Here is a 22,455-nt window from a genome sequence, read left to right as displayed (position 1 = left end):
TCTATGAAGCCCCAACACCTATCGTTGCCAGAGCCGTAGTGAGCTTGAGCTCGGAGACCAAATGATCAACCGTATAGTGGCTTTTAAGATGAATTACGCTTTGATAACTACCTACTTTGCCAGGCTCATCCGCCACACGAACTCGAGCTTCACGCAGGGGGTAACGTGCCAACATTTCCCAGGATAAATCATCTCGCCCAGTAGTATACTGGTCCAACCAATGCTGAAGCTGGCGCTCACAATCAGCAGCATTCATATAGGCACCCACCTTATCCCTAATCATCACTTTGATATAGTGAGCAAAACGTGAGGCGCAAAGAATTTGTTGCAGCATAGAACTAATACGCGCATTCGCCGTAGCCGCTTTCGATGTATATTGTTTAGCTTTCTGAAGAGAGGGCACACTATTAAAAGCACTATATGGCGTGTCATAACAGTGGCTCAAGCATGCAAAACCCAGTTCTGATAGGTCCCTTTCTACAAAATCTGTAACCAGAATCGAAGTGGTCATCTTAACCATACCGGGGCGACTGTCCGGCTTATAGGCCAGGGTGGGCAGCTGAGTCACCAATCCACCGCCAAGATGATCCCGTGCAACACCGCGAATATGGGAAAACCAACCAACTTCACTGAATTCGCGTAACAGTACTGCCCCCATAGCAAAGCAGGAATTCCCCCAAAGATATCGCCGGTTGTGAGATCCGCTAACCTGTTCCTCAAATCTCAACCCACGATATTCTGAAAATTCTAGGCTATAGGGCTCGCGCATAAGCACTTGAGGTAAAGTAATGGCTATAAAGCGACTATCTTCTAAATCTCTCAAGCTATTCCAGCGTATATATTCTTTTTGACGAAAAACCTCAGAGAAGCGAATTGGCTTGGCCAAATCATCAAAATGATCGACGCCAAAAAGTTGAGGTGTCGCAGCACAGATAAATGGCGCGAAAGCGGCGGCGGCTGTATGGGCTATGCCCTGCAGGGTAAAAATATCATCGTAAGGGTGATCTGCCATCGGCCGATGCGAGATATAATAATCTCCCATTAACAAACCAAAGGGCTCTCCACCTGGAGTACCAAACTCTTCGTTATAAACTAAATGAAAAAGTCCAGACTGATCGAAATCTGGGGCCCTCTCCATATCTTTGCTCAAGTCTTTCCAGCTGGCATCTAGCAGTTTTATCTTAATATTGTCTGAATGTGGTGTATCAAATACCAGCATCGATAGCCCACGCCAACTTGCCTCTAGACGCTGAAAACGAGGGTTATGAAGAATTCGATTAACTTGATCGCATATAAGCTCATCAAGCTCAACAATAATACGGCTCAAATATTGGCGAACAGAAAAATTCTCCTTTTTTGGACAAGGACATATTTCTGTTAACCAGTATTCAAAAGAGAATAGTTCGTCTGGTTCGCGTAAAAAACGCTGTAATTGACCCTGATCTCCACTCGCTAAATTTTCCGGCAAAATATCTAAATAATCTTCCGTAAATTCTTTTTTTGTTGCGCAGGGCACCGGAAAACTCCCATTAGCATTTCTGACAGCTTCAAGTAATTTAAAGCTTTGATGAAGACTTTTCAAAAAATTGCCCGCCCCTTATTCCGAGGCGGGCACAGGTTTTTATCCGGCAGATGGGATATTGGCAACCATACGCATGGAGGTGGTCAACTCCTCCATTTGTAACCAGGGCTTCAAGTAGGCAACAGCACTGTAGCACCCAGGTTGACCTGGAATTTCCTTCACTTCAACTCGAGCTTCTGAAAGCGGATACTTTGCCTTCATCTCTGGGCTTGCGTCCGGATTTGAGTTGGTGTATTGAGTAATCCACTTATTCAACCAACGTTCACAATCACTAGCCTCCATAAAGGAGCCTACTTTGTCCCGCGCCATTACTTTCAGGTAATGGGCAATTCTAGAAGTAGCCATCAGATAGGGAAGACGTGCAGAAATCGCCGCATTCGCGGTAGCATCCGGGTCGTCATAGGCTTTTGGTTTTTGCGCACTTTGAGCACCAAAAAATACAGAGTAATCGGTATTCTTGTAGTGACATAACGGCAAGAATCCTTGAGCGCTCAATTCCGCTTCACGGCGATCAGTAATACCGATCTCTGTTGGACATTTCTGGTCCATATCGCCGTCATCACTCTTGAATATATGTGAGGGCAGACCTTCCACTTTACCACCACCCTCGGCACCACGAATGGCTGTACACCAGGAATTCTCAGCAAAGGCCTTGGTCATGGTGGTGCCCATTACATAAGAGGCATTCATCCAGCAGTACTGGTCGTGGTCCGCAGGGCGTGAAACTCCAGATTCATCAACTTCAAACTCTTCAAAGTCAAAAGCTTCGATTGGCTTGGTATTTGCGCCATAGGGAGTTCTGGCCAGAGTCCGTGGCATAACCAGAGTAACGAAACGAGAATCTTCACTATCTCGGAAACTACGCCACTTAATATATTCAGCTGACTCAAAGATTCCACCGAGGTCACGGGGTTTCGACAGTTCGGTAAAGTTATCAAATCCAAACATACCGGAACCGGCTGCAGCAATAAACGGACAGAAACCCGCTGCCGCAACATTGGACATTTTACTCAGAAGCTCGATATCTTCAGGGTGACTGGTGAATTCGAAATCACCTATCATGCATCCGTATGGCTCACCACCTGCAATACCAAATTCTTCTTCATAAATCTTTTTGAAGGTCTGGCTCTGATCAAATTCAACTGCTTTATCCAGGTCTCGGAACAATTCGCGTTTGCTCAAATTGAGCATGCGAATCTTCATGGTTGCACCTGTTTCAGAATTCATCACCAGGTGATTCAGTCCGCGCCAGGAACCTTCAAGCTTCTGGAATTTTTCATCGTGCAGAATAGCGGCCATTTGCTTAGACATAGCCTGGTCAATTGCACTGACTGCTTTTTTGATTGTCTGGGTAAGGTTACGGTCCCAGGTTACGGTTCCTTTTAAAACCTGCTCTGTCAGGTTTGCGATCAGATCCTGGGCTTCCTGCGGTTCTGTTTGTTTGGTCGCGGCAATAGCCTGCTCCAGTAGGTTGACCGATTGTTCCTCAGCTTCACCTTCCGCAATATTTTCTACTTCTGTGCTCATTCTGAGTCCTCTCCTTTATCCTTGTTCAACCCCAACTGCTCGGAAATAGCACCGACATTTTCCGTACTTTTCAGGATGTCTTCTAAAACTTTTTCTAGTTCTTCAGAGCGGTCTGCCTTACTGAGAAGGTCACGTAATTTACTGCGTGCTTCCAAGAGTTGTTTCAGCGGCTCAACCTGATCGACGATTTTCTCTGGAGAAAAGTCATCCATATGATTGAAATCTAGATCAATACCAATTTTGCTGCCATCACCAGATAAGGTATTTTCCACCTGAAGATTCAGTTTTGGATTAACCTTGGTCATTACATCGTTAAAATTATCGCGATCAATTTGAACAAACTTACGATCTTTCAATGCTTTGCGATTTTCGGTGTTATCCCCTGAGTAGTCGCCCATTACACCAGCAACAAAGGGAAGTTCCTTTTTAACTTCCGCACCATTGGTTTCAACATCATAAGTTATATGTACACGTGGTTTGCGCACACGCTTAAGTTTATTGTGGATACTCTCAGACATCTCAGGTCTCCTTCCTAGATTTAGGGACTGCTGTTCTTAATTAATTACCAACCCGAGCTGGCTTCTTCTTGTGCTTGCCCACCCCAGCTATCCTCAGCTGCAGATGCAGCTTCAGTGGCTGTTGATGCTGGCTCAGATGCAGCTGGAATTGGTGATGGGGTATTACTCGTTACCGGCGGAGCTACATAACGTTGGGTATCCGTTCCATCGAGACGAACACCTGTCAACTGGGAATATAGGGCTCGGGACTGCTCATCTGGTAGTAACTCAGTCATCAATTCAGAGACTGTCATACGACCCCAGCCTATTAATCGCTCCAACCCTGGAGCCAAAGGAGTATGTGGCTCGTAGGTACGGAAATATTTCGCGGCCTGTTCTAGTAATTTAAGAGCATCCTCTCGGGAGCTAACCGGTCCGGTGGGTGCTGCAATAGCATTCGCAACTATTGTTGATGCCACATTGGGAACAGCTTCCTCAATGGGGGAGTTACTCTGTGTGTCTTCAGTTACTTCCGGTGCCTCATTCTGTGCTAGCGCATCAAGCTGACTCTTATAAATGAATCTCGCTGTACGCAATACTTCATCCAGTAGAGAGGAAATATTAGTTGATGGCGGTGCATCATGACCGCAACTAGAGCGCAAAGCATCATTGATATTTTTATAGCTGCTAATAGTAGCTTCTATAGTTTCTATCAGATTCTTAGCCCATTCATTAGTCGCGCTGTTCACACATTGATCTACATCTTCCAGGCTATATCCCAGAGTCTCAATGCGGGCCGCTTTAGCATCTTCATCTGCGATACGATCTGCATCCCGGGCTTGCTGATGCTGGAAAAAAGAGAAATCTCCGTAATCCCCCTCCGGGGTTACTGGTGCACTACGGATCGGCATCATTAGCGTACCGTCACCGCCATCACCATTAAGGCCCGTCAGTGGTGCAACCGTAGTTTCAATACCATCCTCATCAGGAACTGGGTATAGGCCATCCCAAAAATTGGTAACCAGCTGCTCAATTAATAGAAAGCCATCTCTGAGGCCACTAAAGCCATGGAGACGAATTAGGGCCTCTGTATACCAGCTGGCCACTTCCAGATCTTTACTTTTCTTTGTCAGAATCTTTTCTGCGGCCTTTGCCACATCACGCCAAGGGGCCAGCAGATCAGAATCTGTGTCATCAAACATGGCCGAGCGCTCTGCGGCCCTAGCACTATTTCGCGCATCTTTGATGGAGTAGTAATCAGAGGTCGGTGATCGATCCTCCCGAATATCCTCACCGACAGGGCTCTCTGAAGAAATAGGAGCCGTGAGTTCTTCGATATTTATTGTATTTGGGAATGCCATGAAAAAAGTCCCTTCTACCCAATCAATTCCTTCAAGAAGATTTCCGAGAAGAGTACACGTTGTAAAGATCTAATCAAGGCAAATGACACAATGTAATCGCAATACCTTAAAAAAAGTGCACAGCGCACAATATTAAACAAATAATTTTTGTTATTTTTTTAGATTTTACAGCCGCTGACAAGCCGATTACACAGCAATTACAGCTGAGGCCTTACTTTCTGCGGTAGTCTCACTTTCCGGAGAGCATTGAAAACTTGCCACTATCTGAATAAATTCTGTTTTTGCTTGTGCAAAGCTTTGCAAAGAGGTCCATAGAAAAAGGGTATAGAAACTCTCTTTGCCGCGAAAAAAAACAACCATATATTGAACCGAATCTTTGCCGACATTAGCACTCATCTCGTACAACAAACCCATTTGCCAATCGCGCTCTAGCACTTGTGGGCCACTTAGAAGGTTGCCATTAGATACTTTGCTCAAACACTGCTGCATCTGAGCCTCGGCATAGTCCGTGAGGCTTAGCTCTTCGGGAAGTTCAGTTCTCTTTTGCTCCAATACAATCAGGTACCGGTTTAATTCGGTATCACCAGCCTGAATTTCAGCGTTTGGATTCAAATTATTACAAACTACCCAATTACGCGGTGCGCACAGTTGCAGCTGCGAGCCTTCACAGTGGAGTTTTCCCATAACCACAGGTAAATGAGAAGCACCACGCTCAACGGATTCTTTAGTAGAGTGCAACAAGTCAGAGTCCAAAAATAATTTGGAGTGCCAACCGGCCACCCATAATTTCTGAACAAAACGACAGGCTTCTGCACGATCTGCAGTCTTTCTAAGCTGTGAGCGGCTGCTAGCCATAAGCGCTTTAATTTGTGTAAAACTAAATCCAAACTCGCTACCCAGGGCTGATATTGCCTTTCGCCGCTCAAAAAGTGCTCTAATCTCCCCAGTAAATACCACGATATATGACATACCTTAACCCTTGCTTCCTGCAGTTATAGATAGGTTGGCGGATATTTGGACAACCAAAGAGCCCTGTACACTGGTAGCTTTTCCCTAAATAGGCTACTCAATTAATTTCACTTATGCCATGAGCTTTAATGCACCTGGAGTAAGTTGCCATTGCTTCACCAAGCTCAAATGGTTTAAAAACAATAGGGTTTTTATTGTTTAGCCTTAACCCTCTAGTGAAGTAGCCTCGCTTGATACTTTTTGAATAGCCGGCTTAAATTTGTTGACTGATGCAAAGACAGCATATGAGCGTATATTGGAGCTAAATAGCCACGCTCTTTTAAGCGTAAGAAGTCATTATCATCCAATGCATTCATACGCTCTGAAGTAACACAAAATACACCGGTTAATCGATGTTTGGTATTACCAGGTAAATCGACTACCACTACCTGCTCCTGAAAGAGTTCCATCTCAGTGAGGCAACGAATAAACTCTTTATTATTTGATTTCTGCTGATGAATTCCACTCAGTAAGTTTCTGGCCTGCAATAATGCATTTGTCGCTTGCCCCTCATCATCGAATAGCCTACTTCTATTTCCATCTAAGCTACCAAGTGAGAGAGAGGATGAATCCACACAAATTATTGGATTTGTTTCCAGTTGATCTTTGTAATGCAAGTAAAATGGATAAGCTCTCAATGTTGCCGGGATATAACCACCCAACCATTTATCCTGCTGAATAAAAAGATTCTGCCCCGGTTTTATTCCTAATAAAGCACAACTTTCCAGGGCATTCTCTTCTTGAGACTTTAAAAATATGATCGGACATTCTCCAGCCAGGGCCGTGAACTCGGGTAGGTACACTTGACAGATATGTCGAGTTTCACTGTGTGAAATATCACCGGTTAACACACTATGCCGCCGATGCTTATTACTATTTAAAGCCACTATTATTTGCTTCACACTAGATATCCTTTACCTATTTATTCACTGTCTTTGCTGACTGGCACCCAACATAGAGCAGTAAAATTCAGGGCTGGGTAAAGAGGGGCAAAGCACGCTGGTTGGGGCTAGATGCTGTGACCCTTCGCAAGACCACAGACTGTAACTGGCGAACTGCTTACGACATACCTGTCCGAGTAACCCCGCGTAGCGCTTTTCGTTACCCGAGGCATCATTACTCGCGACAAAGAACTCACTCTGTGCTGCAGCTGTAGCCAGCTGCCCCAGTTCTACAGGCACCTCACTAAAGGCCTCGAACAACTGATCTGCATGGAGCATATTTTGCAGTGCGTTGACAGCCAATTCTGTAAGTTCCCGATACCACCTATCTGCATCTGACATAAAGTTAATTATGTCCATAGAAGAGGGTAACGGTGCGGCGATAGTCAAAGGAAAATAACGCCCCACACTATCCACACTAGGCACTAGAACCCCTACCCAGGGGGTCTCATCAATGATTCCTTTACTGTGGGCAAAGCGCCAGACCGGACTGGTCAAATAGTAGTCCAGCCAGTTTTCACCCATTATTTCTCGGGAGCCATGCACTGCACGCTGCAGCCATTCATCCCACACCCTGACGAAACTCGCTGGAAGCTGACGCTGGATAAAATCCCCATGCCCAGGAAGCTTGCCAAAAATACCTATGCTGCTTTGCAAGTCACTCACTCCCTACTACAGAGTCTCCGGGCACCGATAACCACGCAGTAAACTGCGATCGAAAGGATTATTTACATTCGAAGCCACTAGTTTGAATTGTGCTTTCCGCCCTTCTTCAGAGAAGGTCACCAAACGCTCCGCATTGCTTCGCCCTGTCTCAAGATCTGAGCTTGCAAGAAGTCGATACCAAGCCCAATCTCCTTCGAAATGTTTACGGTGTACGGTTTCATTGAGATCTTCAAAGATAATCCGCACCCGATTACTCTCACCACCGCGCCAGGTGAGTTTTTTACTGGTCTTGGGGCCATGCGAATAGGGAACACGCTGATCTCCCAGCTCAAGTTCAAACAGGCGCACACTGGAATCCAGCTTGGTTGGCTCTATACGGAAAGAATAAGCTGCGCTTTCTCCCGATTTAAAGAAGGTCTTACGAATCTTCTCCGCTCTACGCAGCTGGGACAGCGTTTCAGTTGAAAGGCTCATACCCTGCCCTTCCACATACTTCACTTTCCAATTTCTAGTATCGACGAAAGGCTTTAAGTATTCAGTAACAAACTTTTGCTCAATGCCCCCAGGCTTGAAGTATTGATTAAATTCAATAACTGGTACTTCCTGGTCCCGGTCACTGCGCAGCGGATAGCGATTTGCCAGGCTGCTGGCGTAGCTTTGATAAACTTGCTCACGCCATACCCGGTTTAGATGCCCCTTGGCTTTCGACATAACCAGAGCCCAAGTGCTGTCAGCAATTTCGGTCAGCCATTTATCAAAAGGCGCCGGCGCATTGGCCGCTTTGACTCTTAGCTGCTTAATCGCATCGCCGCCCCCAGCAAAACGGGCTTTGGCACTGGCGAACGCCGCTTCATTGGAGTCTGGAGCACTGTCAATTTCAGTCAGATATTCCTGAATCTTATTGATAGTCTGGAGATACTCCTGAACCCGTGCGGGTCTGCCCTTCTCGCTTTGTGTAATGCGCTGTATTTCCTCAAAGCGCACATCAACAATATTAGGCTTGTAGCGGTCCTTCAACGCCCCTGCTGCGCTATCCAGTGCCGCACCACCGAGTCGGCGAGTTGTACTGGATACCGGTAATGGCACCCCCTTGGCATCCACCGACAGCTCCGGTCGCAATGTCAGGCGTGTGTTATCCGAAGTAATTTCCGTGATTGCCAGTAATGGGGAATAAATGGGGTCTGACAGGGTTGAGAGAACCTCAAGTGCCTGGGAAGTGCTGTTGAATCTGCGAATGCTGAAACCGCCAAGGAAGGATTGCCAGTGCTGAAGATACTCCCCCAGATAAATACGCTTTACATCCTCGCCGAGTTTCGTCCGATCGGCTTCGGTAAAGTCCTCACCACTGAGTTCCCCACCGTAGATCCAGCGCTCATCCGCCATAGTGGTCATCAACTGGGAATCTGCACCAAAGTCCACGTCCTTATAACCCGCCTTGGTATATAGGGAGGGGATACTAAAGCGTGAATCGCCAGCTCTCACACCAAACACCTGTTGGGTATCACCGCCGATTTCCTGATACAAGTCGACAGAGGTCTGCCCAAGATCGCTATTTTGCAATTGCGCAAACAGCCTTTGCGGCACAGGGATGCGCCGCAGCTGTTGGCGGGCGCGAGCCACTACACGCTCATTTTGTTGAACACTTTCAGGTATTGGACGCGCCAACAATTGATCGAGGTGGTAGCGTAAATTATCTTGTTCCTGAGCTTCGCCGGGTAATTGGCGTTCCCAGCGGGCGCTGTAGTAGCCCTCAACGGTCGTGATGTCCAATTTGTCCGGGTTGAAGAACATCAGATAGGTTTTGAGGGTACTGACCAGTGCAGGGTCATCACTCCCCAAGCGGCTGAGGTTACTTTCAATATCTCGCAATAGCGCCGGTAAAAAGATCTCTTCAAGCTTTTGCCGATAGAGGTTATCCAGCGTCTGATCTATACGGGTGTCATACAAGCCCAGATTGGAGATCCTGGGGTGCTCCTCGCGGTCATACACCGAAGTCGCCTGCCGCAAGGGTTCAAGCATCTGCAAAACATTCGCCGGTGTAGGCCTCTTACCCTTTAGCTTTTCCTCGGCTTGCTCATAGGCCGCCAGGTGGTCATTGACTTCCCCCATAGACAATTTGTTGGATGCGAGACTGCCACTCCAGAGAAAGATCGAACCCACAAATGCCGCAGCTAAAGTGACATATACCCCTCTGCGCAACCACAGGTTAGCGCTCTCTACCTTGCGATTGACTCCCACCAATTCAGCTTCGGGGAATACCACATCCTTGAGCAGGCGATTCAGGAAGAAACTTTTTCCAACCCCCTGGAATTTGGGCCCAACACTGCGCTCCAGGCCAAAATCCGCTGTTACCGAAGCCATCATACGGTCTACCGGGCTGCCCTCCTGGGTACCACTGGTAAAATATATACCGCGAACCATAGGCACAGTTTCATAGCGGTTTGGCTCGAAGGTCTGCTTGATAAAGTCCGCTAAAATATCCGACAAACTTTCCATGCGGGCGGGAAATCCCTGCAGCAGTGCGCGCTTCTCAACATTGCGCTCCTGGTGCACACGCCACAACACTCTCTGATTTAAGCGCTCAATCAGCTGGTTAAACTCGGCCCTGAAGTTATCCAACGGCGCGCCGACAGTGGCATTGGCTTCACGGGGAAAGCTCATACCCCAGACCTGCTCGCGCTCGGCTTGTGAAAGGTTATCAAAGAATTCACTAAAGCCCGCTACCAAGTCACACTTGGTAAAGGTGAGGTAAATAGGGAAACGTATTCCCAGCTCCTGCTGGAGCTCATTCACTCGCGAACGAATCGTCTTGGCCTGATGTTGGCGCTGTTCATCGGTCTGTACCATCAGGTCCTGCAAACTGATGGCAACCAGGGCACCATTAATCGGCCTGCGACGACGATAGCGTTTCAATAATCCGAGGAATGCTCGCCAGGCACTGTTGTCGTAAACCCGGTGGCTGTCCTGAGTGGTATAACGGCCGGCGGTATCGATCAAAACTGCATCGTTGGTAAACCACCAATCGCAATTTCTCGTGCCGCCAACTCCCCCCAGGGCTTCTTTACCGTGGCTTTGCGCCAGGGGAAATTCCAATCCTGAATTTACCAGCGCAGTAGTTTTGCCGCAGCCGGGTGGACCAATAATGACGTACCAGGGCAGCTGGTACAGGGACACCTTGCCCTTCTCTGACTTAAAGCGGGCGTTGCGCAATACATCCATGGCCTCGCGGAAACGCCCCGATAAAGCCTCAAGCTCCTCGAGGGAATGCTCTTCATCCGGATCCTGGGTATCTTCCTGAGACTCTTCAATGCCCTTAATCAGAGCCTGGTTTTGGCGCCGTTCAACCAGCCACTGGCTCAGGTTCCACACCAACCAAATTGCGAAAATAAAAACAATGATGGTAATGCGAACTGTATGGGACAGTGTGGCGTTATCACTGCCAAACTTGATGTAGTCCGCCCCAAACCAAATCAGCACAGACAGGGCTGCGAGGCCGATAATGCCAAGCACCCATTTATTGGTAAAAAAGTCGCGCAAGCGTTTCATGAATAGCTCCATCTCCCGGGCCCAGTCGGCACCGGATCAATTCGGTCCGAGTGTCACCCTTCCCCTTGCGGGGGCTCGCTGTCACTGCCTGTTAATTCCACTACTCGGTCAGCCACAGGGGTGGTCGTTTCGTAAAGCCACCAGCGATAGCCGCTGTAGGTGGCAACCAACAACCCCAGTGCGACGCTCATAATCACCCACAAAGGCATGTAGTGAATCAGGCCCGACTTGCGCTCGACACAACCCTGCCAGTGGGGAGAGAGATCACGGTCCATTGCCGATTTGTGCTGCTCTATGGTCCGATAAAGCTCATCGCGAATCTGCTCAATCTGCTCGTGGCCCCGCTGCACCAAGCGATACTTGCCTTGAAAACCGAGACTGAGGCAAAGATAAAAGAGCTCTAACAACTCCAGGTGGGAAGCAGGGGTTTCCAGCATACGCTGCAGAATGGAAAAACATTTCTCACCACCAAACGTCTCCTTGTGGAACAGGCTGAGCAACGAGTGCTGACTCCAACCACTCGCCGTACCCCAGGGCGTAGTCAGCACCACTTCATCCACAACGGTACACAGCAGATAGCGCGCGGTAAGCACTGCCTCAGGGGCCAGGCCCAGCTGTTTGGATTCCCGCTCAAATGCCTGAATTTCCTTGGTCAGCCGCTTGTGCAGATCCGGCACATTGGAGTGATTCATGGTAGTGCGCAGCTTGATAATCACCCCCAGCAGCTTGGAGGCTGCGGAGACCAGGGGATTCAAACTATTGCGAATCTGCATATCCGCTGAACTGCCGGGATTGGCAAAGAACTGCGGCTGTGCAGATGAACCGGGCTGCACCGGAGCTGCGGCACCTGGAGTGGGAATCATTACGGTCCTGTCACCTGCATTGGGCGACGGTGGAGTGCTGAAGCTGTCGTTGCTCATATCAATTATTCCTTATGGCCCAGAGCTCCATGGTCAGCCCCGGGAATTCCGCGCCGAGATGCACCGCAAAGCCTCCAGATCTCTGCATGGCCTGCCACAGCTCACCGCTGCGCTCCATTTCGAAATAGGTAAAACCCGCGTGATAGGGAATTTGTCTCGGCGCCACTGGCAAGGGGCGCAATGACAATCCCGGCAGCTGAGCGGAAATCAACTCACGGATAGCTTCCACTGGCGCCACTTTGGCCTGCGTGGGGAAACGACTGCGCAACAGGTCGCCGGGCATATCAGCTTTAGCGGCCATCACGAAACTGGCCGTTTTCAGTAGCGAGGGATCGGAAACCGGGGCCACATAAATACCAAACTTTCTCTGCACCAATTCCATGGCAATAGCAGTCTGCTCCAGAACTGTTGAGAGCGACTGGCGCAGGGCTGAAAACAACCCAGCAAAGCTGAGTTGTAGGTTTTCGTGCGAGTAACTGGGGATTTCCGGCGGGCGCTTGGTCGATGAAGTAAATGTCGACAGCTCACCAGCCAATTGCAGCAACTCCACAAACAAACTGTGCGGGTGTAGGCGTGGCTGAGCAGTGATCTGTTTTAATAGAGGTTCAAAACGATTAATAACCTGCAGCAACAGATAATCGGCAATCTCTGCTGAGCCACTGCGGCCACTATCACTCAAGCGGTGTCCCAGCGCGGAGCCGCGGTGATCCAACAGGCCTTTAACCTCTTCGATATAGGCTTTGATTACCGCTGAAGTCTCTGCATTCAATAGCGGCGGAATATAGTCTGAATCCAACTCGACCGGTTTCTCCGGCTGGCGTTCGCGTATTCTAGCGATACCAATAGACGCGTATCCGCTGAGATCATCGCTCTCAAGCTTGAGACACACTCGCAGTTTGCCCACCTGGATACGGGCAGACTCCCCGGAGGCTGCGGCACTATTGCGCGCATCGAAGTTTGCTGTCTGGTAGCGCGCCTGGGGAAAATCTTCCTGGTCTCGGATGGATTCCTGGCTGCCGGGACGCTTCATCGGTACACATAGATAGACGATCTCATCACGGGTGTTAACCGGCACATCCAGGACATCCGGTAGGATTTCATTTTCCGGTGCAAGAATTGGCGTACCATCGGGAAATATCGCACGTACACGGGATAGCGATATCTTTCCCATAGAGAGCGGTTCACTATCGATCGCCAGCTCCAGCACACCCCAGGTATAGGGCCCCAGCGAAGCTGTGCGAGCCTCAACTAACTGTTCGAGATAGCGGTCCTGCTGCTGGAAATGTTGAGGGCGTAAAAACATGCCCTCACTCCAGATCACCTTGTTGTTAACCGACATATGCCTTCCTTGTAAAACCCAATTCCACTTGAAGTGGGCTTAATTAAACCTGTGCTGAGCGACGCTCTATTTAGATTTTTCCGCTTCCTGAAGACGCTTCTTCATCAAGTCATAGTCTTCACTGGAAATTGTCACCGTGTCGCCCTTCTTCCCACTGGTATCGTTGCGAGATAGCGGTGAAACAATGCCTCGGCGTCGCTTGGCGATATTATCGGGTGTGCCGATACGCGTGTCGGCCAAGGCAATCTGATAACTATTCTTTTTGTGGTCGGTTATCGGCAGCACCATGAGTGCATCGGCTTTTTGATACTGCACAAATTCTGCCAATAAACCGATGTACTTCACTTCTGGAGTCAAAGGCAGCTCTTCCACACGCTGCTCACCAGGTGCGAACTCCTTCAGGATAACGGTATCAAGGAGATCCTTGCCGAGACGGGATTCCGCATTTTCATAAAGATTAAGGAAATCCTCTCGGGCAAACTGGCGGTCGTCTGTCAGCATAAACACGCGCACTACCACCGGCGATGCACGACCATCATCATCCGGATTGACGTCATTGCGGATGTTGACCGAGAGCTCGACACTGGTATCCAGATTCAGGGTGCGCCTAGTTGTTTGGCACGCTGCCAGACTGACTACCAGTATTCCGAGTAGGGTGAATTTCAGTAACTTTGTTATGGACACGACCAATTCCCTCTTCCGATCTATTAATTTTTCAGCTGTCTGGCGTTCTTCAGCTCAGACAACTGGTTTTCATAAGTCACAGCAAACTCATCACCGAAAAGCTTGCGGTAACAAGCATCCGGATCGCCCACTAATTCCCGATACATCGCGCTGAAGCCCTCCCATTTCTTTGCATTCTTATTGCCGAATACACCAGAGGTATTCCCCAGGCGACGTTCAATATTGTCCGGGCTGAAATACTGCAACATCGCACTGTAACCAGCGCGCATCCCCGCCAGCACCGCGACCTGGTGATCGGAGAGATCATCGAAACTATCCTGCACCGCCTCCTTGGGCTGTAAAAAAGCACCATTACCGGCGAACATCGCCTCCAGCGCATCTCTCTCCGTGGCACTGAATTTCAGTGGGTTATTCGCCTCTGTCTGGATCATAGTGCGCTGTACACGCAGCTCATTCTTGATACTGCTGCGCGCACGTAGGAGGTCGATCAGGCGGGAAACCGTTTCGCGGACGATCTCCGCGGCCTGTTGATCGGCTATTTGTTGTTGCCCGGGATTCATATTCAGGCCCAGCGTTGCCGCCAGCACACTGGATACCGGAGGAACCGGGGCTGGTTGCACCGGCGCTACCGGTACTTCAGGCGCCGGGCTCTGCTGAACAGGAGCCGGTTGTTGCAATTGGGAAAAGCTCTGCCCCTGAGAGGCAAAACCCATAGGGCTTGCAGGAGGCGCCTGTGCAGTATCAAAGCCCGGTGCGCCCGCTACCTGTTGTCCCTGTATTGCCGCAAAAGAATCCGCAAAAGGATTATCCTGTGGAGCCTGCGGGGCTTGTGGCTGCATTTGTACTGGGGGAGGTGACACTGGCGCTGGGGCGAACTGGGGCTGCTGTTGGGCAACTGGCTGTGATGGGGGCGCAAGCGGAGGCTGAGGAGCTACCTGGGGTTGCGGAGCTGGTGCCTGGAAAGATTGCGGCTGAGGTGCTTGAGGCTGTGTGGAGGGAGGAGCCTCAAATGACTGGGCCGGAGTTTGTGGAGCAATTTGCACAGAGTGTTGATCTGCCGGCACATGGTCCTGGGCACTGCCATCTTTCCACCACTCATCATCGGACCATTGCCCTGGCGCCGCCTGCCCTTGGGGTTCGCTACCAAGTGAACCGAGTACCTGCACATCTGACGCCCCGAAAGACTGTGGCTGCTCAAAAGCCGACATGGGGTCCAGTGGACCCGGATCTGCAGCCAGTAAATCATCCTGCGCGGGAGCACTCTGACTACTCTGTGGGACGTAACCCCATTCGCCAGACTGGGAAATATCGTTGCTGCCACCGGGTTCCAACCAGTTATCCAGCTGCTTTGCCTCCGCTTGGCTCTGCATCTTGGCCATAGCACTGGCATTGAAGGTGGTGCGATCGGAAGTATCGAGAAAATCGGCACTGCCCAATCCCTTTGGCAGGTCACTTTCGGCCTGAGGCTGTCGCAACGTCACCTTGAGGCGATATTCACCCACATTGATGATATCCCCCTCGTTCAGAGGGAGTTTATTGCCTTTACCCAGCGGGTTATCGCCATCGTTATGATAGGTACCGTTAGTGCTGGTATCTGTCAGGAAAAATTGCCCATCACTGAAAGAAATTTGCGCGTGCTGAGATGAGACAACACGTTCGGGATCGGGTAGCACCCAGTAATTATCAGCAGAGCGCCCCAGACTACCCCCATCTTTAGTGAACAGCTTGGTGTGCTTGAGCATATTGGCCCCTGCGGGGTCGGCCAATACTGAGAGAATTAGATCCATGTCTTCCTGACTCACACAGTTGTTGTACTTCGCTCATCCGCTGGGACACAAACTACCAAGGAGAGCGAAAATGATTCGGGCACAATGGCCTTCCACACAAGAAATTCAAACCCGGCCTACAGAGAATGCCGTGACCGGGAAATACTTTTTAACTCCAGGGCCCTTTTAATTCTCCACCGGCGAGAGATCTTAAACTGGGGAGGACAATCTGATCGCGGCCCTGTACCGAGCGCATAGTACTCAGCCCCGCCTGACTAAACTCTGCTGCTGCACGATCGGTAAGCAACGCTTCAGCACAGGGGGTGATCCACTGTCCCTGGGGCAGTTTACGCAGATGCAAAGGCAGGCTTTCATAGGTTGCAGAGGTGGGAGCCTGGAATCTGCCGGTTGTGGAAAAACCCTGGCAGATAGCCAAGGCGAGCAGATAGGCACTATTACCCCACTGGTAGTATTGATGGCCCTGATCGGGGGTTAGTTCTTCAAAATCAAAATGCTCAGTGGTGGAGGTCTCACGGCCAAATGGCAGCCGTAACATAAAGCGTGGGGAGGCCAGTGCAACATACTCACTGGCGGAGTAATCCCGTACCGCCTGCCAGCTTTCGGCAAAGCGCTCACTCAAGGGATAATACCAATCATCTGGATCAACTGATCCTGCCAAGCTGGGACAGCCGGCCAGTTTGGTGTCCCCTCCGAGAAGCAGAGTACTTCCAGCCGCTTCCGCAATAGTGGAGAGATCGATCAACAGATGCAGATCCCTCTCCTCGTCCGTAATAAAGAAGTCACCCAACACGAGGTTGTAGGGACGATCACCGGCGACTGTTTCACGCTCAACCAGTAATTTAAAAACCTGAGACTTTTCCAGATCGCTCTCAGCACTGGCAAAATCGGCAAGCAGCTCTTCCTTGCTGACATCAATCAGGTGCAGCTGCAAATTTGGGTGTTCGTCTAGTCGCCTCATTAAGAAATGCAGACTGAGCCAGCTCGCCTCCAACTGGCGGAAATCACTATGATGCATCACCTTGCGCATAGTGTCAGAGGTCGCCTCGGCCAAGGCGTTTAAATACTCCCCTTGCATGGGATCCACGCTTTTTTGTACATAGGGGGCAACAATGTCCCTAATCAGTTGATCCACCTGGAAAGCACTGCCATTTTCCCTAGCCAGGCGCTCGCGACCCGCCGCGAGAATCTCATCGAGGATTGACTGCTCAGATGAATAATCCGCAGCCTCTTGGCCCGTTTCAGTCAGCTCCGGTTTCCACTGACGAATCTCCTCTGCGGCTTGCTGGAATTGGCCAGGATCACGCAGGCGTTGACCGAGCGCTATAAAATGTTTGAAAAGCGGTAGACGGCTGTAGAGGTAATCCGGGTGTAAATCATCGAAACAAGGTAATTGCAGCGGCTCATCCATCACCGGCAACTGCAGGCTCACCCTAAGATCACTGAATACTCCTTCAAAAGTATCCCGGTTCAGCACATATACCCTGCGCTGAGCAATAGTCTCAGGCTCGCACTGACGACGGCTGGAGCGACCACTAAAATCGCCCAAGATTGCGACTTTTAGAATATCACTGCCATGGTCCATGGTTTCTTCCTTTTTATTTTTATCGCCGTGGATTTGAAATCCGGCAGCTATAGTGGCTTTGCTCACAGTTAATTATCCACAGGTAAAAAAAATACGCAGCACAACGAAACCTCTTGTACTCATCATGCGTTTTTATCTATTTGGTTTCCACTACTTGTTTTTCGATTTTATTCGACTTTCTTGGTCGTCCCCTTTTCAGCGGACGAACCCTCTGATTGGCGATTTGTTCAATCTTATCTTTAAAAGCATCTCCACCCAGAACATGCCCCAACTTAATGGTTTCAGCGATGTAATCCAGTAGCCGGCTATCAAAGCTATAGCGAAAAAGCTGGCGATAAGCCTGTGCACGTTGCCCGGCATTTTCACCCAAGTCGGTATATAAACGATGATCTTTAATCAAATTATCATGCTTAGTGTTTACATGATGATTGAAACTTGACCACTGATAATTTCCCAGTGAGTCAGCAAGTCCCAAATAAAGAGGGCGCAGTTCCACATAGCGGTAGCAGGTCAGCAAGTAGGCATCGGAGTCAATCAAGCTGGATTTATAACGCCCTCGCCAAATGGTGCCGGAACGCTTGTAACGGTGATTGACAAACTGTACGTAACGACGCCCTAGAGATTGCATCATTGAAGGTATGCCATCTGGAACCCTCGGGGTGGCAATAATCTGAATCATATTGGGCAGTAGGACGTATGCATGCACATCCACATGGTACTGATCAGCAGCATTGCGCAAACTAATCAAATAATATTGATAATCCTCCTCATCAAAGAAGCACGGCAAATTATTGTGACCAACTTGCACAATATGCTGAGGGATATCTATTAGATTGAGCCTGGGCAAACGAGGCATTTTGCCAGCAAATCCTTTTTTATAAGGCGCAATGCCTTTCTAGTGATGAATAAAGGTTTTATTATCGCAAATCAGGGAAAAAAATTTCAAACTTAGTCTACTGCCAAGTTAACATGAACTCTGGTTAGTGGTTGTAATCATGTTACGCTGCATTTTGTTGCTATTTAAATAAAGGGGAGTTGCACCAGACATGGATCAGATAAGTCTGGCGGTCAACGGACGCACTGACATTGGTCAAGTTCGCGAGGAAAACGAGGATAGTATTCGCTGGTATGCCAGCGCCGACCAACCTTTCGCCTATATCGTGATAGCGGATGGTATGGGGGGATACACAGGCGGTGCCACAGCTAGCAAAATAGCGGCAGAAACCGTTCAATTCCATTTAGAAGATCTTTTAAAACATACCTTTCTCTCCTGCACACCCGAGCAACAACAATTGATTTTACGCGCGACTTTGATCGACGCTATCAACAGTGCCAACAACGCCCTCCTAAACACAAAAAATACCAACCCGCATTTTGCAAAAATGGGAACAACAATTGTTGTCGCTGTTATGTGGCACGATTTTCTGATCGTCGCGCATATTGGTGATTCTCGCGCTTATCTATGGAATAACTTCGGCTTACAGCGCCTTACACGCGATCACAGTGTTGTTCAGGAAATGATAGACAGTGGTCAAATAAGCGAGGAGCAGGCACAGCAATCCAGTGTGCGAAATCACATAACCCGCGCTTTGGGCGTTTCCAATTCTGTAGAAGCAGAAATTAATAGCTGGAAATTAACAGAGAACGCTTTGCTATTACTCTGCACCGATGGCTTAACTGAATATCTGGACGATCATGCGATTGAGCGAGTGCTTGCCACTCACCGCCCCGCTCTGGAATGTGTTTATCGCTTTATTGATGATGCCAACAGAATGGGAGGGCGCGACAATATCAGTGCGGGTATTCTTGAATACTCCTCCCAACCCGCAGCGCAGATACTCGCACAAGAGCAGAGCGCAACCCAAAGACCAAAATCACCAGATGTAACTATCAGAAAAGCGCAACGATAAAACTGTTTGCCGGAAGCTGAAGAATGACACCGGAACGTCTCACCCAGCTGGTCCCCAACCTGCTCAAAGTCTTAAGCCCCTCCACAGCCACCTTCCCCCAGGGAAATCCTGCGGCAGCCTATCGCTGGGTGGAGGCTATTGAAGAACTTCCCGAGGCCCAAATTACTGACGGCCACCACCGACCTCTGTGGCCAGAACCACCTACTGTCGAGGTCAACACCTATACAATTTCAGCTGCACCTGAAGTCGAGCTGTTACCCGGAGTCAATGAGGGCCCAGTTCAATTTATTAATACTCCCGGTACCAACCCACTGGGGACTCATGTCCCCGCTCTTAGCCGGTGCCGTCGGGTACACGAACAGGTAATCATTGCAACCGGCGAACTGAATTTCGAATGTGTGGACCTCACAATACCGGGGCCACTGCCATTTTCTTGGAAACGATACTACCGCTCTAGTATCGATGAAGACAGTGGAATTGGAGCTGGCTGGCGTCATTCGCTGAGCGAACAGTTACTGGTGCAGGATAACCAAGTAGAACTGTTTAATGCCGAAGGCCGCAAGATTCAGTTCCAGTTACCCGCGATTGGGCACGGCTGTTATAACCGCTTCGAACGACTGCTGCTATTCCGGCAGAGTCTGCACAGCTATCGACTCTCCACCTTTAATGAGCCCGATAAAATTTTTCGCGCAGATGGAGTCAACAGTGCACTCCCGCTTACCGAGATTCGAGATCAGTTCGGCAATTCCCTAACCATTGATTACAGCGAAGGGTTACCCAGAAAAATTGTCAGCTCCTGGGGGCGGGTACTCGACTTCGAAAGCCGCGGCGGGCGCCTTACCAAACTGCTGAATAACCACGCTCCCGATGATCAGCGCAATCTGTGCAGCTATGAATTCCAGGGCGGTCTACTAACCGAAGTCCACAGTAACCACGATCTGGAGAGCTATCACTATCACGATTTATTGCTTGTGCAAGCGCACAGCGGTGTGAGTGGCAAGCGTCAATTTGAGTACGACCTGCAAGGGCACTGCCACAGGCTGATACAAGAGGAGTCGGAAACATTATTAACCTGGCAACACAACCGTGGGAATTGCCAGGTAGAAAATACTGAGCGAACGCCACAACAGCTGCACTTCAACCAGTTCGGCCAGCTCACCAAAGAGCGTCAAGGGCAGCGGCAAAAAAGCTGGCTCTACGACTGCTACGGGAATCTCTGCCAGCAGATTAACGCAGATGGACAGCGTACCTTCTTCCGCTACGATGAATTTGGCCGCTTGCGGCGCATCACCGAAGGGAGCAACAGCAAGCGTTATTTATACAGTGAAGACGGCTACCCACAGGCAGTACAGTTAAGTGAACAACAATCATGGCTGTTCACTTACAGCGACAAGGGACGGCCACAGGCAATTATCGACCCAGAACAGCAAGAGTGGAAATTACTCTTTAGCGATCGCGGTTTGCTCTCGCAAATTACAGATCCCGAGGGCGGCTGCATTGAGTTTACCTGGGATGGCCAGGGGCAGTTACAAACGGTGCGCCGAGGGGAAAAGCAGTGGGGTTTCGAATACGATCACTGGCAGCGCATGACCACGCTGGTCGTCAATGGGGAAACTTGGCGTGAGTGGCGCTATGGCCCCACCGGCGAATTACGCGAGTCCCACATAGGCAGCTACCAATATGGAATCGATTACTGCGAGCGTGGCCAACCCCACGCCATCCATGCCAGTAACAGCCAAAGCTTGCAGTGGGACTACGATAGCTGCGGCCGTATTTGCCAGATACATTTCGCCGATGGCAACCAATGGGCTTTACACCACAATACCCAGGGCCAGTTGACCCAGCTGCAAACCCCCACCGGAGATTACTGCTGGCAATATGATGGACTCGGCCAACTGATCAGCCACCGCACCCCGGACGAGCGCCAACTCACTTGGAACTACAGCGTTGATGGCAGCCTAAGTGAATACTGTGATAACGACTGCCGTTGGTACTTCCACTATTACGACAGAGGCACCCTCGCCAGCATACGCAATAATAATGGCCAAATTAATGAGTTCCATTACGATACTGAAAAACGCCTGATTCAAGCTAACAATTTACATTCATCTGTCCGTTTTAAATACGACCGACGCAACCGGGTTATCGCCGAGAACCACGACAGCAGTGACGTGCGCGATTTCAGCCTGAGGTATCAGTACGATTCACGCGGCTGGTTGAGAAGCGCCAGCTCCGACAACCTCGACTTGGCCTACACGCTCACACCCTGTGGCGCGCTTTACGGTGTGGATGCCAATGGCGAGCCGGTGCTGCGCAGTGAGTTCAAAGAGCAAAATACTATTCATATTCAGGGAGAAGTGCGCTGTACAGTCAAGCATCGGTTTGGAACCCCTTTTAGTCTGGAAAGTGGACTCGCCCTCGCTTGGCAATTCGATAAGTGCCCCCCGCTACAGCTCACTACTCCAATACGCCAGACCGGGTTTCCCCAGGCACAAATTGACAGGGATAAGCGCGGCAACGTGGTCGCCGAGCGGCAAATTCCCGGGCGCAGAGATTATCAATACCAGTACGACGGTTGGGGGCTGATGAGCACCGCAGAATGCGGCGATTTTAAAACTCATTTCCGCTATGACCCGTTCGGGCGCCGTCTGAGTAAAACCTGCACCCATCGGAAATCGTCACGCCAGCGCCGGGTCACTAGCAGTTGGAGTGGCCTGGGCATCTGGGCTGAAGCACACCAGATCGATGGTAAATCCCGCGGCATTGGCCATTGGATAACACACCCCTTAAACGGATCCGTACTCTGCCACTGGAGCTCCGGCCGCTGTGAGTACTATCACACTGACTCACAGGGAAAACCGCTGGCTATTTTCGACGCACAGGGCACGGTGCAATGGTCTCAGGGAAAAGATGCCGAGGACAGAAATGGCCGAGCTTTTGGACAAACTCCTGGCCCCTGGCGCGGTATCGGCTTGATCGCCGATATTGAGACTGGCCTGTGGTACACCACTTCCGGATATTGGAATCCCGCCCTGCAAATGTGGCTGAACGGCTCAAGGATTTTCTCTCACACTACGTCCAATATGCCGCTAATCAGGCTCTAAA

The 22,455-nt window shown here is 49.8% G+C and carries 16 protein-coding genes; 2 read left to right on the top strand and 14 right to left on the bottom strand.

Annotated elements, in window-relative coordinates; genetic code table 11:
• Position 1 precedes the first annotated feature (1 nt).
• From tssC (ACJJI0_RS16805) to ACJJI0_RS16740, 14 genes are all read right to left on the bottom strand, one after another.
• Complete coding sequence (gene tssC / locus ACJJI0_RS16805; protein WP_444883480.1) at positions 2 to 1,516, bottom strand: type VI secretion system contractile sheath large subunit; 1,515 nt, start codon at positions 1,514 to 1,516, stop codon at positions 2 to 4.
• 105 nt (positions 1,517 to 1,621) lie between these two features.
• The gene (gene tssC, locus ACJJI0_RS16800) at positions 1,622 to 3,109 is read right to left on the bottom strand and encodes a type VI secretion system contractile sheath large subunit (protein WP_444883479.1); all 1,488 of its coding nucleotides are present in this window, start codon (positions 3,107 to 3,109) and stop codon (positions 1,622 to 1,624) included.
• On the bottom strand, positions 3,106 to 3,627 hold the full coding sequence (gene tssB / locus ACJJI0_RS16795; RefSeq protein WP_252084227.1) for a type VI secretion system contractile sheath small subunit: 522 nt from the start codon (positions 3,625 to 3,627) through the stop codon (positions 3,106 to 3,108). The genes tssC (ACJJI0_RS16800) and tssB overlap by 4 nt, the downstream gene beginning before the upstream one ends.
• A 44-nt stretch (positions 3,628 to 3,671) precedes the next feature.
• Positions 3,672 to 4,967, bottom strand: coding sequence for a type VI secretion system protein TssA (gene tssA / locus ACJJI0_RS16790; protein WP_444883478.1), 1,296 nt, complete (start codon positions 4,965 to 4,967; stop codon positions 3,672 to 3,674).
• 186 nt (positions 4,968 to 5,153) lie between these two features.
• Positions 5,154 to 5,936 (bottom strand): hypothetical protein, encoded by a 783-nt coding sequence (locus ACJJI0_RS16785; protein WP_444883477.1) that lies wholly within the window; start codon positions 5,934 to 5,936, stop codon positions 5,154 to 5,156.
• A gap of 212 nt (positions 5,937 to 6,148) precedes the next feature.
• Positions 6,149 to 6,877 (bottom strand): SapC family protein, encoded by a 729-nt coding sequence (locus tag ACJJI0_RS16780; RefSeq protein ID WP_444883476.1) that lies wholly within the window; start codon positions 6,875 to 6,877, stop codon positions 6,149 to 6,151.
• A gap of 24 nt (positions 6,878 to 6,901) precedes the next feature.
• A complete protein-coding gene (gene tagF, locus ACJJI0_RS16775; protein ID WP_444883475.1) occupies positions 6,902 to 7,582 on the bottom strand; it encodes a type VI secretion system-associated protein TagF in 681 nt (226 codons plus the stop codon).
• A 6-nt stretch (positions 7,583 to 7,588) separates the two neighbouring features.
• A complete protein-coding gene (gene tssM / locus ACJJI0_RS16770; RefSeq protein ID WP_444883474.1) occupies positions 7,589 to 11,128 on the bottom strand; it encodes a type VI secretion system membrane subunit TssM in 3,540 nt (1,179 codons plus the stop codon).
• Positions 11,129 to 11,181: 53 nt separating this feature from the next.
• Positions 11,182 to 12,048, bottom strand: coding sequence for a type IVB secretion system protein IcmH/DotU (gene icmH, locus ACJJI0_RS16765; protein ID WP_252084221.1), 867 nt, complete (start codon positions 12,046 to 12,048; stop codon positions 11,182 to 11,184).
• Between the two features lies 1 nt (position 12,049).
• Positions 12,050 to 13,387, bottom strand: coding sequence for a type VI secretion system baseplate subunit TssK (gene tssK, locus ACJJI0_RS16760; RefSeq protein ID WP_444883473.1), 1,338 nt, complete (start codon positions 13,385 to 13,387; stop codon positions 12,050 to 12,052).
• A gap of 66 nt (positions 13,388 to 13,453) precedes the next feature.
• Entirely contained in the window at positions 13,454 to 14,071 is a 618-nt protein-coding gene (gene tssJ, locus ACJJI0_RS16755) for a type VI secretion system lipoprotein TssJ (protein ID WP_444883472.1), read from the bottom strand.
• Between the two features lie 23 nt (positions 14,072 to 14,094).
• Positions 14,095 to 15,873 carry a type VI secretion system-associated FHA domain protein TagH gene (tagH, locus tag ACJJI0_RS16750; protein ID WP_444883471.1) on the bottom strand — a complete coding sequence of 593 codons (1,779 nt, stop codon included), beginning with the start codon at positions 15,871 to 15,873 and terminating at the stop codon, positions 14,095 to 14,097.
• Between the two features lie 133 nt (positions 15,874 to 16,006).
• Positions 16,007 to 17,506 (bottom strand): type VI secretion system contractile sheath domain-containing protein, encoded by a 1,500-nt coding sequence (locus tag ACJJI0_RS16745; protein WP_444883470.1) that lies wholly within the window; start codon positions 17,504 to 17,506, stop codon positions 16,007 to 16,009.
• 70 nt (positions 17,507 to 17,576) lie between these two features.
• On the bottom strand, positions 17,577 to 18,296 hold the full coding sequence (locus tag ACJJI0_RS16740) for a transposase (protein WP_252084216.1): 720 nt from the start codon (positions 18,294 to 18,296) through the stop codon (positions 17,577 to 17,579).
• Between the two features lie 190 nt (positions 18,297 to 18,486).
• On the opposite strand from ACJJI0_RS16740, the gene ACJJI0_RS16735 reads away from it, so the two are divergent.
• Both ACJJI0_RS16735 and ACJJI0_RS16730 read left to right on the top strand, forming a co-directional pair.
• Positions 18,487 to 19,350 carry a Stp1/IreP family PP2C-type Ser/Thr phosphatase gene (locus tag ACJJI0_RS16735; protein ID WP_252084215.1) on the top strand — a complete coding sequence of 288 codons (864 nt, stop codon included), beginning with the start codon at positions 18,487 to 18,489 and terminating at the stop codon, positions 19,348 to 19,350.
• Between the two features lie 23 nt (positions 19,351 to 19,373).
• On the top strand, positions 19,374 to 22,454 hold the full coding sequence (locus tag ACJJI0_RS16730) for a DUF6531 domain-containing protein (protein WP_444883469.1): 3,081 nt from the start codon (positions 19,374 to 19,376) through the stop codon (positions 22,452 to 22,454).
• Position 22,455: the final 1 nt, after the last annotated feature.

The sequence above is a fragment of the Microbulbifer mixtoriginis (SeqCode) genome, from assembly GCF_052466695.1.
Note: the sequence above shows the minus strand (reverse complement) of the source record. Positions and strands in the feature narration are given on the sequence as shown.